Source organism: Enterococcus sp. AZ177, from assembly GCF_050544585.1.
In the GTDB taxonomy this organism is placed as follows: domain Bacteria; phylum Bacillota; class Bacilli; order Lactobacillales; family Enterococcaceae; genus Enterococcus_L; species Enterococcus_L plantarum.
In genome coordinates this window covers 247,872-265,371 of the sequence record NZ_CP172944.1, presented here as the reverse complement: position 1 = coordinate 265,371, position 17,500 = coordinate 247,872, and the positions used below count along the sequence as shown (strand labels likewise).

The window sequence follows — 17,500 nt, the reverse complement described above, 5'->3', positions numbered from 1 at the left end:
AGCCAGACATGAGTCTGGCTCTTACATTTGATTACATACGTACAGCGAAACTTGGTGTAAATGAACCAACATTGCTGTATTCAACACCTGTACTTTCGTTACCAGCGTGGATATAACCGCCACCACCTGTAGCAATCGCTACGTGGTAAGAAGCACCTGGGCTACCCCAGAAGTATAAGTCTCCAGCTTGAGCTTCGCCTACAGAAATACGAGTACCAGCACTTTCTTGTGCAACTGTATAACCACCGACATTACGGCCAGTTGAGTTCATAAATGCGTAGTAGACTAAACCAGAACAGTCAAAACTTCCTGGTCCTTTAGCACCCCAAACATATGGTTTACCAACTTGTGCTGCTGCAACAGAGATTGCAGATCCGCCAGTTGATGGTTGCAAATCTGGTTTTTCTGGTTCTGGATCAGGTACTACAGGTTCTGGCTGTGGAGTTGGCGTAACTGATCCGCTGCCTCCGCCATTATTAGTAGGAGGTGTTACAACACCTGAATTATTATTTTCTGTTGAACTACCAGTTGTTGATTCTTCAGTAGAAGAATTCGTCGTAGCTGGTTTCGTTTCCTTGACTGCTGCCGCTTCTTTAGCTGCCTTTTTAGCATTCGCTGCTACTACTTTTTCTTGTTCAGCAATACGTGCTTGTTCAGCAAGTGCCGCTTCTTTTTCTTTCACTAATCCAGCTTTTTGATCTTCAGCAGTTGCTCTTTCAGCAGCTAATGTTGTTTGTAATACATTCAAATCAGCTTCTGCTTTAACCAAATCACCTTTTTGCGCTTCAAGTTCTACTTGATTATCTTGTAATTCTTGTAATTTTTCTTCATTCTCAGTTTTCTTTGTTTCTACGGCTTTTTTATCTTCTTGTTGTTGTTTTACTAAGTCATTATTTGCATTAACAATTGTAGACATTGCAGTTACACGCGTAATGGCATCAGAAACTGATTTTGCATTCAATAATGCATCCATGTAGCTTGTGCTGTTTCCGTTAACTTGTACGTCACGCGCTTGGTTTTGGATAGCCACTTCACGTTTTTCGATACGTTTTGTTAATTGCTTGATTTCATTTGCTAAGTTAGTAGAGGTTTTTCTTAATTTGCCTTGTTCAGCTAGTAAAATTTCTGCTTTTTCATTAATAGAAGCTACTTGACTTTGTACTGCAGCCACTTGGCTCTGAGCATCAGCTTCTTGAGATTTCAATCCTGAAATTGCTTGATCTTTTTGTTGGATTTTAGAGTCCACTTCATCTGCTAATGAAATCATTGGTGCTGCTACAGATGTAAGGGCTAATGAGCAAATCATTAGTAATGGTAATACACTTTTCTTCACAATTCATTCCTCCGACTTTTCGCTTATAATAAATTCGTTTAGTGTTTGAGTAATTTTCATTCTTATTATTGACAACGAAATCATTGTATCATAGTCACATGTCATACAGATAAAATTAATGTTACAGGAGTATTTCATTTTTGAAAGTTAAAAATGACAGCGACTATTCTCTAGTTATAATCCGTAAATATCGCATTAAACAGGGCTTTTGATTCGGTATTATAGAATAAACTATTTTGTAATTGATTGAGGGTAATTCAAAAAAACGATCCATTCTTTTTCTCAACACTTCATTCGAGAATATATTACAATTATTCCCCGTTAGCAAAACAAATCTATTTTGCTAGCGGGGATCGAATTTTTGTTTTTAAATTATCCTGGGAAACGCCATACAACAGCTCTAAAGTTTGCTGCATATGGACTTGGTGTCCAACCTGTAGTTGTTGACACATAACCAGAGCCAGCTGGATTGTTTGATTCAACGATTTGAACTGAACTACCGTTAACACCAACGACTAAGACTGTATGAACGCCATCTAACCAAGCATCCGGACTAAGAGCGTTTTCGTATTGAACCACATCTCCAACTTGGACATCAGACCAAGATACTTGTACCGCTCCTGATTGTGTATAGCCACTGTGTGGACCACCTGGTGTGAATCTAATGCCTGCTGCATTTAACCAATTTTGTACAGCCACAATACACTCACCACTTTGACCCCAGCCTGTAGGATTTGTCTGTCCAACAGCATTTAAAGCGATTTGCGCAGCTCTTTTCTTCGCCTCTGATACTTTACCAGTACCAATGCTACTACCACCAGTATTTTCACTAGTTTTTTCTGAAACTGGTATTGTTGGTGCTTCAGTTGTGGTTCCATTTTCTTCTACAACATTTGTTCTCGCAAGTCCAGGATTTGCTGCCTGTGCTTCTGCCAATTTTTTAGCAGCTTCAGCCTCCGCTTTTCTTTGTGCTTCAGCTTGTTTTGCTTGTTTCGCTTGTTCTTCTTTTAATTTCTTTTGGGCTGCTGCTTTTTGTTCAACATACTCAGATTTTTTATTTTCTTCTGTTGAGCGTTGTGCTTCTAATTCATTTTTAGCAATTTCTTGTTCAATCTTCAAGGTATTAAGAGACGCTTGTTTTTCATTTAATTCTTTTGCTGACGTTTCTAAAACAGAAATTTGTGATTCTACTGTTTTTGTCTTTTTTTCTACATCTTCTTTATCAGAGGTTTGTTGTTCCAGTAAATCATTATTTGCATTAACTAATGTTGTGATTCCTTGAACACGGCTGATTGCATCTGAAATAGAATCAGAATTGATGATTACGTCTAAATAACTAGTACTTGTTCCACTTACTTGAACATCACGCGCTTGATTACGCATTTGCACTTCTCTTTTTTGAATACGAACGTTCAAATCAGAAATTTCGCCATATAATTTTGTGATTTCTGTTTTAAGTTTTTTTCTCTTTGCTGTTAATTCATCAATTTTAGTCGCAGTAGTTAGCATATCTGATTCGATTGCTGCTAATTTAGTCGCAGCCTCTGATTCTTGTGTTTTTAATCCGTTGATGATTTCATTTTGTTGTTCAATCTTTGTATCGTAGTCATCTGCAACTGCCGCCATCGGCAAAACAGCTGAGGTAAGGGTAACTGAACATACCATCAATGCTGATATTATACTTTTTTTCACTAGTTGATTCCTCCGGTATTCGCTTTAGGTATTTATAATTTATACGTACAATTTCGTTTTATCTTAAATTGGCAACGATGTAATTGTAACATAGCAGTATGACATACAGATAAAAGGGATATTACAAAATTGTTTCATGCAACACATTTAAATAACGATCGATATTTTATTCTGCTGTCGAAAAATTGGTACTCAAGCACTCTCAATCTTAATAGAATCACCTTTCAAGCATAGGAAAAAGAGACTATTCATTAGCGAATAATCTCTTTAGCGGATAAGAAAAAATAACAAAAATTAACATATTAAACAGCAATGTTGGCCCTAAAACCTTCGTGATAAATAATAGAGGCGCTACAGTTGATATGTGGAAAATAACTTGTAGTCCTACTGCAATCAATTCATATGTCGTTACAAAAATAATCATTCCAAAAAATGCTGTCAGTAAATTTGTATGAACCACTCGTTGAAATCGGTACATCATCATCACTGTGGCCGTTAGTGCAACAGTGTAAATACCGATGATTCCAATATAATAACTATCACAAATCATCCCTAAGACCACCGCTGTAATGACCAAATAGCGTTTAGAGAGATTAGGTATTGCCATTAAAAATGCCAGCAACAAGAAATGAGCATTGGCAAAATAGACGTTATCCGTTAAATTCCGCGCACCTTGAGTCAATTGACCATCAATCAGCATCAGTAAAAAGAAAACCACTGGCGCATAGTATTTAACATTTTCTTTTCGGATTACTTGCATCTTACTCCCCCGCTCCAGCTAGTCTCTTAATGATTGTTACAACGGGGATATTATACATTTCGGCGTACGGCTTAACGTAAACTTCTCGATCCAAGCCGTAACTGTCTGGTTTAACTTTTTGTACAACACCGACTGGGAGATTTGCAGGAGAATTTTGTCCTAGTCCAGACGTTTGAACAATATCGCCTTCTTTGATATCCATATCGCCTACCAATTGGCTAACGATCAATGTATTTTCCTTATCATTGTAATCTTTTAGAAGACCATATGAATCTCCTTTTTCAGAATTGATTTGGACTGGAAAATGATTGGAATTTTGATTTTTCGATGTTAATAGTTCAACTTTAGACGTCGTTGCATTTACTTCAACCACACGACCAATCAGTCCTTTTTGCGCTAAGACAGCCATATTTGGTTCGATGCCGTCATTGGAGCCTCGATCGACAATCAATAAGTCTTGCCACATATCAGGAGAGCGGGACACAACTGTTGCTGTTACTTTCTCGTAATTCCCTAATGTCTCATTCAAGGCTAATTCTTTTTTTAAAGTTTCGTTTTCTTTTTTTAAGTTGTCATTTTGGATAGAGAGTTCTCCATACCCGTCGATTCTTTCTTTTAAGCGTTCATTTTCATCGTACGTATTGAACAGTGTAGTAATTGATGAAATACCGCTGCTGATTGCTTTACCTGGAAACGAAATAACTTTATCAACGAACCCTACGCTATCATTGACTGCTGATTGACCAAGATTCGTCTTCCCACTGTTAGTTCTATGTGCTGCGGTCAAACTAATAATCGTAACCACAATGATCACTATGATCAGTGTGATAATTATATTTTTATTTGGATTAAATTTTTTCACATCGACACCCCGAATAATCTTTAGACTGATAGAAATAATTTTACCACTAATTAGAGGCAAACAAAAGAGCTGTGGTGCGTCTTTACATTTTTTTATTAAATAAAGTTATTTTTACAAAAAAACAGAGTAGGCTAAACGCCATACTCTGCTTTAATAAACTCTAAATCAAAAGCAAACTTCTGTTGCTTATTTTTCTTTATTTTCTTCCGTCAATAACGCTTTACGTGAAACATTCACACGACCTTGTTTATCGATTTCAGTCACTTTTACAAGCACTTCATCGCCAAGTTTTACGATATCTTCAACGTTATTTACACGTTCGTTTGCTAATTGAGAAATATGAACGAGTCCATCTTTACCTTTAATCAAGTTAACAAATGCGCCGAATTTTTCGATACGAACAACTTTACCAAGGTAAACTTGTCCAACTTCAACTTCTTTTGTCAACTCTTCAATGATCTTGATGGCTTTTTTGATCATATCTGCATCAGCAGAAGCAATACTTACATTACCTTCTTGATCGATATCGATCTTCACGCCAGTTTCATCAATGATTCCGTTAATCGTTTCTCCACCTTTACCAATAACATCTTTGATTTTAGCTGGAGCGATTTGGATCATTTCGATCTTAGGTGCATACTTGCTTAACTCTGGACGAGGTTCAGCCAATGTTGATGTCAATTCAGCAAGAATTTCCATACGGGCTTTTTTCGCTTGAGTCAATGCTTCTGTCAAGATTTGTTCAGTGATTCCTTGGATTTTGATATCCATTTGTAGTGCCGTGATTCCGTCTTTTGTTCCAGCAACTTTAAAGTCCATGTCGCCTAGGTGATCTTCTAAACCTTGGATATCTGTTAAAATCGTATAGTTTTCGCCATCGCTGACAAGCCCCATTGCGATTCCAGCTACTGGTGATTTAATTGGTACACCAGCATCCATCAATGCTAAGATGCCCGCACAAATACTTGCTTGTGAAGAAGAACCATTTGATTCTAAAACTTCTGATACCACACGGATCATGTAAGGGAAATCCGCTTCACTTGGAATCACTTGCGCCATCGCACGTTCGCCTAAGGCACCGTGACCGATTTCACGACGACCAGGGGAGCCTGCACGACCTGTTGAACCAACAGAGAATTGCGGGAAGTTATAATGATGAATGAAACGTTTGCTATCTTCTACACCTAAACCATCGATGATTTGATGTTCGCCAAGCGGTGCTAACGTTACGACAGACAAGGCTTGGGTTTGTCCACGAGTGAATAATCCAGAACCATGAACGCGTGGTAAAATACCAACTTCTGACGCCAATGGACGGATTTCGTCTAATTTACGACCATCAGGACGGATTTTATCAATCGTGATCAATTCACGAACTACGTCTTTTTCTAGATCTTCTGCGATTTGTTTAACTTCTTTCGCCACTTGCGCTTCTTCTTCGTGACCAGCAAATTTTTCAGCATACGCTTCTTTTAATTGATCTTTGATCGCATCGATGTTGACTTCACGAGCAAGTTTTTCTTCGGTCATAACGGCTTCTTTCATTGAAGCATAGTAAGCCGCGAAGATTTCTTTTTTCAAGTCAGCATCTACTTGTAATAATTTGATTTCCATTTTTTCTTTACCGACAGCGGCAACGATTTCTTCTTGGAAAGCAACTAATTCTTTGATTGCGTCAAAACCGAAAAGTAACGCACCAAGCATATCTTCTTCAGATACTTCTTTGGCACCACTTTCAACCATGTTGATTGCTTTTTTCGTTCCAGCAACGGTTAATTCGATATCTGTTTTTTCAGATTGTTCGACTGTTGGATTCAATACATATTCGCCATCGACACGACCAACATCAACACCTGCGATTGGTCCGTCAAAAGGAATATCTGAAATTGCTAAAGCTAGAGATGAACCAAACATTGCCGCCATTTCTGGTGTGCAATCTTGTTCAACACTCATAACAGTATTTGTAATTTGAACTTCATTACGGAAACCTTCCGCAAACATCGGACGGATTGGACGGTCAATTAAACGAGCCGTTAATGTTGCGCGTTCACTTGGACGACCTTCACGTTTGATAAATCCACCTGGAATCTTTCCTACAGAGTACATTTTTTCTTCATAGTTGACTGTCAATGGAAAGAAATCAAAATCTCTCGCATCTTTTGAGGCAACTGCCGCACTTAGCACTACTGTATCTCCATAACGAACTAATACTGCGCCGTTTGCTTGTTTCGCTAATTGGCCAACTTCAACCTGTAAAGGGCGTCCACCCCAAGTTGTTTTAAACACTTGTTTTTCTGACATGTATCTTTTCTCCTTTGATTCTTCGGAAAAGTTAGACTGCTACTAAACAAATGAAAAGATTCAAACGAATTGAGTCCTTTTATTTGGTTAGTAGATTTATTCAAACTTTCCAAAGATGATTATTTTTTAGTATTTTAAGGATACCGAACCTTTGCTTTTAAATAAGCTAAAAAGCGAGGTTCGTTACGAATCTCGCTTTTCCTTTTTTGATTAACGACGTAATCCTAAACGTTCGATCAATACGCGGTAACGTTGGATGTCAGTCTTACGTAGGTAAGCTAACAAGTTACGACGGTGACCAATTTTTTTCATTAGTCCACGGTAAGAATGGTGATCTTTTTTGTGAACGCGAGCGTGCTCATTCAAGTGATTGATATCAGCAGTTAATACAGCAATCTGTACTTCTGGTGAACCAGTATCTCCTTCATGACGAGCGTATTCGCTAATGATTTCGTTTTTCTTTTCTTTTGACATTGCCATGTTTTTCACCTCTTCTTTAGTAGTCATCTTCTTACTGAGTAATGCGTTGGTGATTCGCACAACCAAGTAAAAGACGGTATGATTTCATACAGGTATACTTTACAGGAAAGTTGTTTCTTAGTCAATAATTACTAGTCAATTCTAGTTAGAAATAATTATTTGGTTTGTTCTCTTACGTATGTTCCAGGTTGTGAACCATCGTAGTTTTGGGTAAATTCTGCTGTTGTGGCATAGGTTATGACAGAAGTTTCCCCTTCGTTTGGTTGAATCCAACGTCCCGAGTATGGTGCTTTGACATTTTCAACCATTCCTGTTTCCCCTTTAAAATGAAACTCTTTCCCCAATGTCAATTCTTCTAGATATTTTGGAAACATATTAGCCATATATCTCACATTACTGGTGTTCCAATTGGATACATCTAGTTTCGTTATTCCAGTCGAATAGAACATTTGACTCATTAATTTCACTTTGGATGTGTCCCATTTGGACACATCTAATGCCTTCAACTTTAATGCATTCGTAAACATATCCGTCATATTTTCTGTGTTACTTGTATTCCAGTTTGATACATCTAAACTCGTTAACTTCTTTGCATGCTTGAACATATTTGTCATTGTGGTTACTTGGCTTGTATTCCACTTTGACACATCTAGCCCATTCAACTCTTGAGCATCATTAAACATAGAATACATCGTAGTCACTTGACCTGTATCCCAGTTGGATACATTCAACTCACTCAACTTCCGAACATTATCAAACATATTGGTCATCTTAGTCACTCGACTGGTATTCCAGTTGGACACATCTACTTTGGTTAACTCTTTTGTATAGTAAAACATGGAGCTCATATTTGTTGTTCTGGCGGTATCTAGATAGTTACCACCTTCAATACTCTCCAGTTCAGATAAATGTGAGAATAGATGACTGGCATTCTCTCCTAATTTTACAGGTTTAGTGAAGATTATTTTCTTAATCTTCTTTCCATCCAACCGCTTTTGAGATTCAATGTGTGATCGGATACTATAACTATAATTGGTTTCTGGAAACTCACCTGCACCAAATTCTATGGTCTGCGTTGTTTCATCCCAGGTCCATGGAGTTGTCCAAAATGTGGTGCTATTTTTCTCCCGCTTATAGATGCCCTCGTGCGTGCCATCATAGTTTCCAACAAACTCTTTAATACTTGAATATGTCACATCCGGTCCGACCCAACGTCCCGAGTATGGTGCTTTGACATTTTCAACCATTCCTGTTTCCCCTTTAAAATGAAATTCTTTCCCCAATGTCAATTCTTCTAGATATTTCGGAAACACATTAGCCATATATTCCACATTACTAGTGTTCCAATTGGATACATCTAGTTTCGTTATTCCAGTTGAATAGAACATTTGACTCATTAATTTCACTTTGGTTGTGTCCCACTTGGACACATCTAATGCCTTCAACTTTAATGCATTCGTAAACATATCCGTCATATTTTCTGTGTTACTTGTATTCCAGCTTGATACATCTAGACTCGTTAACTTCTTTGCATGCTTGAACATATTTGTCATTGCGGTTACTTGGCTTGTATTCCAATCTGACACATCTAGACTATTCAACTCTTGAGCATCATTAAACATAAAATACATCGTAGTCACTTGACCTGTATCCCAGTTGGATACATCTACTTTGGTTAGCTTTTTTGCGTTCTCAAACATGGAACTCATGTCTGTTGTTCGTGTGGTGTCCAGATAGTTGCCTCCTTCAATACTTTCCAATTCAGATAAATATGAAAATAGATGACGTGCGCTATTCCCTAATTTTACAGGTTTAGTGAACACTATTTTCTTAATCTTCTTTCCGTTCAACCGCTTTTGAGATTCAATATGTGATCGGATACTATAATTAAAATGTGATTCTGGAAATTCACCTTCACCGAATTCCACAGTCTGCGTTACATCATTCCATGTCCACGGAACAGTCCCGAAAGTTCCTTTTCCATCTCCAACACGAACTTGACACTCCGCTGTTTTCTGCCCCTCTTCTGAAACAGCTGTAATAGTTATATTTCCGGCTTTTTTAGCTTTTATAACGCCAGTATCAGAAACGCTAGCAATTGAATCATCGGAACTTTTCCAGATAATTTTGGAATTTGTTGCATTTTCTGGTGAAATAGTTGCGTTTACTGTTGTTTCATCGCCTACATTCAATGTTATATCTGTCAGGTCAAGTTGAATAGTTTCTATTGCTACTTTCTTCTCAGTCGTGTAGGCATTTAACCATACATTCGCAGGATTATCCGTCGCTTCTCCTCCAGACATATCCTTCCAGTCCATTTCGTCCTTCATACCATCTGTGCTAACAAATGAACGTCCCTTTTCTAAATGTGGTGTTTCATCTTGATTTGATTCTTTAATCCTCTGCATTCTTAATTGAAAATAAGGAACATCATCTGGATATATATATTTAACAATAATTGTGTATTCTTGGTTGGGAGGGATTTTTTGAGTCGGTACTTTTACTGTTTCAACTCCTCCAAACTCTTTAATACCTTCACCTATTTTGGTCATATCTTTGTAGTTAAAAATTTTCTCATCATGTTTGATTTCTCTATTCAAATAATATAATTCATACTTTATATTATTCTGACTTGTGTATAATGAAATTGCTTTTAGTTCTTCTTCACTTTTTCTAGTTTGAAATACATTACCCAAAAATAGTTCTTTAAAATGCAAATAATAATTCAGTATATCGCCTTGAAGTCCATTCACATATTTATGATTAAAATCATATTCTTTTTTCTCTGTATTTACAGCTACATTAACGGAAGACTGTAGATAAACATCTTCATAACTCATATAGAAATACCCTTTAATATGACTGTATGGTCCCCAAGAACCTTTCATCTTAAATGCACCATTATTTTGTGGTTTTTTTGTAAAGTTTTCTTTCGAATAGTTATCATCCCAACCAACAATCACAATGTTATGATTTGATGTTGCCCATTCTCCACCACGATTTGGCACCACCCCTTGTTTGATATCTTCAATCGGTACATATGAAGCATGTGTTTGTTGATTATAATAATCAGGACTATGTGTGTAGTTGGTATCGTAATGAAAAGTTGTTGCACCATATTCATAAATCATTGATTTTATATCATTTACTTTCTTCTTACGCTCTTCTTCCGTTCCTTTACTATAACTTACGCCTCGAAGCATGGCTATTTTGTCTGCATACATCGGAATTTGTTGCTCTTTTATTGCTAAAAAATCTTGACTTAACATAGGTTTTATCTGAAAATCGAATTGCGGTGTTTTCAGTACATCTTCCGTCACTCCCATGTTGTCTAATGCTGCTTGTTCTAATAATATCTCTGTGTTCCCAGTACCATTCAATTGTCTGCCTTGTGCAAATGGATTGATTTTGTCCGTAAAAGCATTAGTTGCATAAAAATAATTGAAATAGTTTGGAGAAACAGTATAGTCTACCCCAAAATTTTTTTTCAATGAAATTGTTAATATATCTGCTCCTGAATATGCCCAACATAGTTCAACATTTCCCTGATTCCTTACAGGTGTCCCAAAACCTCCATCGTTGAAATCAAATTTTTCTGGTAAAGTCTGCCTTTGCGTTATTTGTTGTTTCGACTGTATCTCCGGATTTGGTATTTCCATTTGCAGGCCTGTTTCTGGATCTGCTGGAAAAAACTCTACTTCCTTCATTTCATCAGCATGTACTCTATTTGGAAACAGCAATGCCAGCCCAACGCCTAACCCCCATAATATTTTTTTCATTTTATTCCCCTTTTTTATTTTTTTATTTCGTATCATAAAAAAAACACACAAAGTATTTTCATTTCATTCGATTTACACTCTAAAAAGCACTCCATTACGATTTACCTGGTGTTTTTTATCGTTATAAAATCGAAGATCCCACTCAACACTTCCTTTATATTCACTTCATATTTCTTTTTGATACTATGTTATTTTAACATAATTTTATATTTTAAAAATACATTTATTTCATTTCGTTTATTAAACCTACGTTTATTATTCTAACTTTTTTCTATAGCATGATGCGTATTTTATGTAGTAATTTTGAAATCCAAAATATTTAGTTACTCTGTCCACTAAACTTTCTTCATTTTCGTTCACGTACTTACATTATTCAAAACTTTATTTTTTCAGAATAGTAAAGAGGCTGGAACAGAAGCGTTTAATCCCGATAAAGTAAGAAGGAATTGCTTCTGCTCCCACCGTTTATTCGCATTTAGGGTGTGAAACAAAAGTTATTTTTACTTTTGTTCCACACCCTTAGAGATTTCTATTCAGCTTTTGAGCTAATCAATGCAATTTGACATAAAACCAAACACTCTATCTTGGCCAGTACTTCTGCTGAACTTTCTGCTTTTTTAATTCTCTCTTTATAAAATCATAATTCGGTATTCGCCTTGACCTAACAAAGATTTAATTTCGATATAGTAAGTCATTCCTTCGATTAAACTCAATTGATTTTTTTGAACGCCAATATTATCATGAAGAATTTCCCCTGCTTCATCCGTCACAGTTAGCCAACAAAACCAATCGCTGTATGCTGGAACAGCTAACACTTGGTAGTTCCTTGTACGACTTGCAACAAATTTATGGTATTTTTTTTCTGATGCTTGGTTAATTTTTCCAAGACTCATCCCATAATCTGGAATTGACAATGCGCTTTCTGGTCTACTTCCTTTTTCACCTACAATGACTTTCATGAACGCTACGCGTTTGTTGTCTTCTGTTATTACAAAGATAGTGGCTATTCCTACTTTTTTAGCAGTAATTTTCCCTTGTTTATCTACTGTAGCGACACTAGTATCTACGCTCCCCCACTCAACAGTTTGATTCGTAGCATTACTTGGAGCGATAGTTGCCTTTGCTTCCATTTGCTGGTCGACTTCAAGGAATAGTTCTTTATCGAGACTAACATCTGTAACACTAATAAAGACTGATTTAACAGTTAGTTCAGTTACAGCGGTTTTCTTGCCATCTTCAGTTGTGGCTGTGATGGTTGCTATTCCAGCTTTAATTGCTTTGACCTTGCCTTCTGCGGTCACTGTCGCAACAGACTCATCACTGCTACTCCATGTTATTTTTTTATTCGTCGCATTTGTAGGTGTAACTGTCGCTGTAATTTGTTCACTTGTATGCTCTTCTAATTCAAGAGCACTTGGATTTAAACTCACTCCGGTTACTTTCACTACTGATGGACGGACTGTAATTTCGCTTGTTGCAGTTTTCTTGCCATCTTCAGTAGTCGCCGTAACAGTGACTTTTCCAGCTTTTTTAGCTTTTGTAATACCTGCATTAGAAACACTAGCAATCGAATCATCTGAACTTTTCCAGTTAATTTTAGTATTTGTTGCATTTCCAGGTAAGATAGTTGCTTTTAATTCGGTTTCTTCTCCTACAGATATTGTTATATTTGTCGGATCAAGTTGAATAGTTTCTATTGCTATTTTTTTCTCGGTCGTGTATGCATTTAACCATACATTGGCAGGCTTACCCGTTGCATCTCCTCCAGACATATCCTTCCAGTCCATTTCGTCCTTCATACCATCTGTGCTAATAAATGAACGTCCCTTTTCTAAATGTGGTGTTTCATCTTTATCTGATTCTTTAATCCTCTGCATTCTTAATTGAAAATAAGGAACATCATCTGGATATATATATTTAACAATAATTGTGTATTCTTGGTTGGGAGGGATTTTTTGAGTCGGTACTTTTACTGTTTCAACTCCTCCAAACTCTTTAATACCTTCACCTATTTTGGTCATATCTTTGTAGTTAAAAATTTTCTCACCATGTTTTATATCGCGATCCAAATAATATAATTCATACTTTATATTGTTCTGACTTGTGTATAATGAAATTGCTTTTAGTTCTTCTTCACTTTTTCTAGTTTGAAATACATTACCCAAAAATAGCTCTTTAGAATGCAGACCATAATTGAGTATGTCACCTTGACCTCCGTTCACATATTTATGATTAAAATCATATTCCTTTTTCTGTGTATCTACAGCTGCATTAAAAGATGACTGCAGGTACACATCTTCATAACTCATATAGAAATATCCTTTATTATGGCTATATGGCCCCCAAGAACCTTTCATCTTAAAGGCACCATTATTTTGCGGTTGTTTTATGAAATTTTCTTTCGAATAGTTATCATCCCAACCAATAATCACAATGTTATGATTTGATGTTGCCCATTCTCCACCATGATTTGGTACTAATCCTTGTTTGATATCTTCAATCGGCACATGCGTAGCATCCGTTTTTTGATTATAATAATCAGAGCTATGAGCGTACTTAGTATCGTAATGAAATGTTGATGCTCCATATTTATAAATCATTGATTTTATGTCTTTTACTTTCTTCTTACGCTCTTCTTCTATTCCTTTACTATAACTTACACCTGGAAGAAAGGCTATTTTGTCAGCATACATTGGAATTTGTTGATTTTTTATCGCTAAAAAGTCTTGACTTAACATAGGTTTTATCAGAAATTTAAATTGAGGTGTTTTTAATACCTCCTCTGTCACTCCCATATTATCTAGCGCTGCTTGTTCTAATAATATCTCTGTGTTCCCAGAGCCATTCAATGGTCTGTTTTGTGCAAATGGATTGATTTTATCTGTAAAAGCATCCGTTGCATAAAAATAATTAAAATAATTTGGAGAAACAACATAATCAACTCCAAACTTTTTTTTCATTGAAATTCTTAGTACATCTGTACCTGAATATGCCCAACATAGTTCCGTATTCCCCTGATCTCGTATAGGCGTTTCAAACCCTCCATCCATAAAATCAAATTTTTCTGGCAATGCTTGTCTTTCTGTTATTTGTTGTTTTGACTGTAGATTAGTATCTGGCACCTCAATTTGTAACCCTGTTTCCGGATCTGCCGGAAAAAACTCTACTTCCTTCGTTTCGTCAGCATGTACTAAATTAGGAAATAGCAAAACAAACCCAACGCTTAACACCCATATCTTGTTCTTCATTTCATTCTTCCTTTCTTATTTTTTTAGTTTATATCATAAAAAATGTATGAACTATGTTTTTTTCTATATCGCATAACAACCTAAAGAATCATTTATTTTACTTTTTTTATGATATTGTATTCAATTTAACATAATTATATAAATTTAAAAACTATTCACACGATAAAAACGAAAAAATATTTTACATTCGATTTATTCACAATTATATTTTTCTGTTTTTTCCACACTCCTTATATGATAAAATAAAGGATAAATAACTTTAATACTTTAGTGTATTGAAAGGAAGAATAGCAATGATTACAATGGATGATATTATCCGTGAAGGAAATCCAACACTCAGAGCAGTGGCTAAAGAAGTTTCTGTGCCGCTTTCTGATGAAGATATCAAATTAGGCGAAGAAATGATGGAATTCTTGCATAATAGTCAAGATCCTATCAAAGCAGAGGAATTAGGATTACGCGGAGGTGTTGGTTTAGCAGCACCTCAGTTAGATATTTCTAAGCGAATCATCGCAGTTCATGTACCAAGCGGTGACTTAGAAAAGCCAGAACCGACATTAAGTGCGGTGATGTATAATCCAAAAATTTTAAGTCATTCTGTTCAAGATGCTTGTCTTGGTGAGGGTGAAGGCTGTTTATCTGTTGACCGTGAGGTTCCAGGTTATGTGGTACGCCACAATAAAATCACGTTATCTTACGTAGATGCAGCGGGTGTCAAACAAAAGATTCGTTTGAAAAATTACGAAGCGATCGTTGTGCAGCATGAAATCGATCATTTGAATGGTGTAATGTTTTATGATCACATCAATCAAGAAAATCCTTATGCGTTGAAAGATGGCGTATTGGTAATCGAATAAAAAAACGATCAAGACAAACATAACTCGTTTGTCTTAATCGTTTTTTTTTTGCTTAAATCGCCTTTAATTCTTTCAATGCTTTCCAAATACCATCATTGTCATTAGTATCTGTCACCATTTTGGCTTCTTTTTGAATATGTGGTAACGCATTGCCCATCGCTACACCGATACCCGCTTCACGTAACATTTCACGATCGTTTTCGCCATCGCCAAATGTAATGATATCGTCACGAGCTATCCCAACTCGCTCAGCTAGATTCAGTAACGTCGCAGCTTTTGATCCGTTCTTAGGTACAATGTCTACACTTTCAGAATGCCAGCGGATAAAACGGAATTTAGAAAATTCTTGGTCAAACAGTCCATCTGCTGAGTGATCATAAAAAGCTAATGCTTGATAAACATCGTTTTCTTTCTGGAAATCCAAATCATACTCAGGCGCTTCAAAATCAATAGACCCCATCGCTTCAACCATTTGTGCCTGACGGTGATGGTTATTTTTTTTCACATCATCCAAGCCAACATAAGCTAAACCAATTTCTCTTTTTTCTACCTCTGCAGCAAAACGATGCAATTCATCTTGATCAAGTAGGTTTTGAAAATACTGTTCGTGATTTAAAAATGCCGCCGCTCCATTGCAAAGAACATAATTAGAAAAATCCAAGTCTATAATAATATCTTTTGCCATAAAACGGCTACGACCTGTCGCAATGGTTACAAGATGTCCTTGTTGTCTCAACATTTTCAATGCTTCTCGTGTACTTTCTAACGGTTGTCTGTCGGTTCCAAGTAATGTTCCATCAATATCAAATGCAAAAAGTTTTCTTCTCATGGCGTAATAACTCGCTCGCTTTCTATGGTTTTGTCAACTATTTCCTGCCTTCTCTAACAGCTAATAGGCTTAATTCGGTTGTCTCGATCAACATTTGGACCAATTGAGGATCAATTTTACTATATTAACCTAAGAACCACAATTGCTTTTTGAATAAAGAACTCATCTGTAGTTTTATCATAAATGATGGCTTTTTTCAATAACACTGTGTTTGTTTTTTCTTTATAGAACAGTTGCAGATTGATGGCAATTCGTCTGTGCCAGAAATCATCTTCTACAAAAAAGCCTCAAAAAGCGGCGACAATGCTGAAATCCCCAAAGGCCAAAAAATTTACGCCAGACGTCCATGCTATCCCACCAAGCTTTGTCGATCACGAACGGTTCGAAACGGTCAACTTCATTCATGCCTTTGCTTTATTTTTACTTCAACTAGCTTTCCACATCAAAAAGGATGGAGCAAAAGCAAATCCTTCTGTCCCATCCCCTACTATTATAATTAATCTAAATAACTTGTATCTGCATTATTCAGCCAAGCATAACCCAAGCCCATTACTAAGCCACCACCGATAAAGTTACCGATCAAAGCAAAGAATAAATTATGTGCTACGCTACCAACTGTCATAGCTGCCATAGTTCCGTGAGAAGCGAAATACGCTAAACTAAACGCCGGGAAGTTGGCTATAACGTGCTCGTACCCTAAGAAAGCAAAGATGAAAATGATAAAAATGATCGCTGCAACTTTACCTGCATCATCTTTCATACGCATACTTACTAACACAGCAGTATTTACCACGATATTTGCAAAAATTGCTTCAACTAAAATTTGTGTCGTTGTTTTCTCTAATTTACCCGCAATTGATGTAAAGAAAAAGCTATCCGCAGGTAAATCTTGGTAAGGAACGGTCAACGAAATCAAGTAGCCAAAAAGAATACCACCGACTAAATTAAAGAAAATACAAGTAAATAAAATTTTCGCTGCAAAAGAGAAGTTAATCTTCTTACGGTAAACGCCAACGGTCATATACAGCATATTCGATGTTCCTAATTCTGCATTCATATAAAGAATCATAACAAGTGACCAGCTGAACATGAACGCATAGAGAATTTTGCCTAAGCCATGGACCATTCCTTCACCTTTGATTGCAATCGCAAAGGCAACCGCCGTTCCTAATGTTAAAAACATACAAGCTAGTATTGCACGAAAAGCATAACGCATAAAACTGCTTTGGAATAAGTTCATTTTTTTACCAATTGATTTGTCGATCTGCTCAAATAATGGCGATACAGGTTTCATTATGTTTCTCCTTTTCAATTTGTTTTCATTTAATATTTTCAAAAACATCCTCTATCATTCTAAAG

General features: G+C 36.4%; 12 protein-coding genes. 1 reads left to right on the top strand and 11 read right to left on the bottom strand.

Translation table 11 applies throughout. The annotated features are described in order from the left end of the window. Positions 1-31: 31 nt before the first annotated feature. The 8 genes from IGJ34_RS01250 to IGJ34_RS01215 all read right to left on the bottom strand — a co-directional run bounded on the left by IGJ34_RS01250 (position 32) and on the right by IGJ34_RS01215 (position 14,455). Positions 32-1,333, bottom strand: coding sequence for a coiled-coil domain-containing protein (locus tag IGJ34_RS01250; protein ID WP_430597933.1), 1,302 nt, complete (start codon positions 1,331-1,333; stop codon positions 32-34). Positions 1,334-1,705: 372 nt separating this feature from the next. Beyond that, positions 1,706-3,025 (bottom strand): coiled-coil domain-containing protein, encoded by a 1,320-nt coding sequence (locus IGJ34_RS01245; RefSeq protein ID WP_430597932.1) that lies wholly within the window; start codon positions 3,023-3,025, stop codon positions 1,706-1,708. 244 nt (positions 3,026-3,269) lie between these two features. Further along, positions 3,270-3,785: a rod shape-determining protein MreD gene (gene mreD / locus IGJ34_RS01240; protein ID WP_069654137.1), complete on the bottom strand. Its 516-nt coding sequence runs from the start codon at positions 3,783-3,785 to the stop codon at positions 3,270-3,272. A gap of 1 nt (position 3,786) precedes the next feature. Further along, the gene (gene mreC, locus IGJ34_RS01235) at positions 3,787-4,647 is read right to left on the bottom strand and encodes a rod shape-determining protein MreC (protein WP_069654138.1); all 861 of its coding nucleotides are present in this window, start codon (positions 4,645-4,647) and stop codon (positions 3,787-3,789) included. A 186-nt stretch (positions 4,648-4,833) separates the two neighbouring features. Continuing rightward, positions 4,834-6,948, bottom strand: a complete 2,115-nt coding sequence (pnp, locus tag IGJ34_RS01230; RefSeq protein WP_206834127.1) for a polyribonucleotide nucleotidyltransferase — start codon at positions 6,946-6,948, stop codon at positions 4,834-4,836. Between the two features lie 210 nt (positions 6,949-7,158). Further along, positions 7,159-7,428 carry a 30S ribosomal protein S15 gene (rpsO, locus tag IGJ34_RS01225; protein ID WP_010770485.1) on the bottom strand — a complete coding sequence of 90 codons (270 nt, stop codon included), beginning with the start codon at positions 7,426-7,428 and terminating at the stop codon, positions 7,159-7,161. Positions 7,429-7,583: 155 nt separating this feature from the next. Next, positions 7,584-11,207 carry a BspA family leucine-rich repeat surface protein gene (locus tag IGJ34_RS01220; protein WP_430597931.1) on the bottom strand — a complete coding sequence of 1,208 codons (3,624 nt, stop codon included), beginning with the start codon at positions 11,205-11,207 and terminating at the stop codon, positions 7,584-7,586. Positions 11,208-11,836: 629 nt separating this feature from the next. Beyond that, complete coding sequence (locus IGJ34_RS01215) at positions 11,837-14,455, bottom strand: Ig-like domain-containing protein (RefSeq protein ID WP_430597930.1); 2,619 nt, start codon at positions 14,453-14,455, stop codon at positions 11,837-11,839. A 293-nt stretch (positions 14,456-14,748) separates the two neighbouring features. On the opposite strand from IGJ34_RS01215, the gene def reads away from it, so the two are divergent. Beyond that, positions 14,749-15,312 (top strand): peptide deformylase, encoded by a 564-nt coding sequence (def, locus tag IGJ34_RS01210; RefSeq protein ID WP_069654140.1) that lies wholly within the window; start codon positions 14,749-14,751, stop codon positions 15,310-15,312. Between the two features lie 52 nt (positions 15,313-15,364). Here def and IGJ34_RS01205 read toward each other — a convergent pair whose 3' ends face one another. The 3 genes from IGJ34_RS01205 to IGJ34_RS01195 all read right to left on the bottom strand — a co-directional run bounded on the left by IGJ34_RS01205 (position 15,365) and on the right by IGJ34_RS01195 (position 17,435). Next, complete coding sequence (locus tag IGJ34_RS01205; protein WP_430597929.1) at positions 15,365-16,141, bottom strand: HAD family hydrolase; 777 nt, start codon at positions 16,139-16,141, stop codon at positions 15,365-15,367. Positions 16,142-16,260: 119 nt separating this feature from the next. Then, positions 16,261-16,374 carry a hypothetical protein gene (locus IGJ34_RS01200; RefSeq protein WP_240485862.1) on the bottom strand — a complete coding sequence of 38 codons (114 nt, stop codon included), beginning with the start codon at positions 16,372-16,374 and terminating at the stop codon, positions 16,261-16,263. Between the two features lie 263 nt (positions 16,375-16,637). Then, positions 16,638-17,435, bottom strand: coding sequence for a formate/nitrite transporter family protein (locus tag IGJ34_RS01195; protein ID WP_430597928.1), 798 nt, complete (start codon positions 17,433-17,435; stop codon positions 16,638-16,640). Positions 17,436-17,500: the final 65 nt, after the last annotated feature.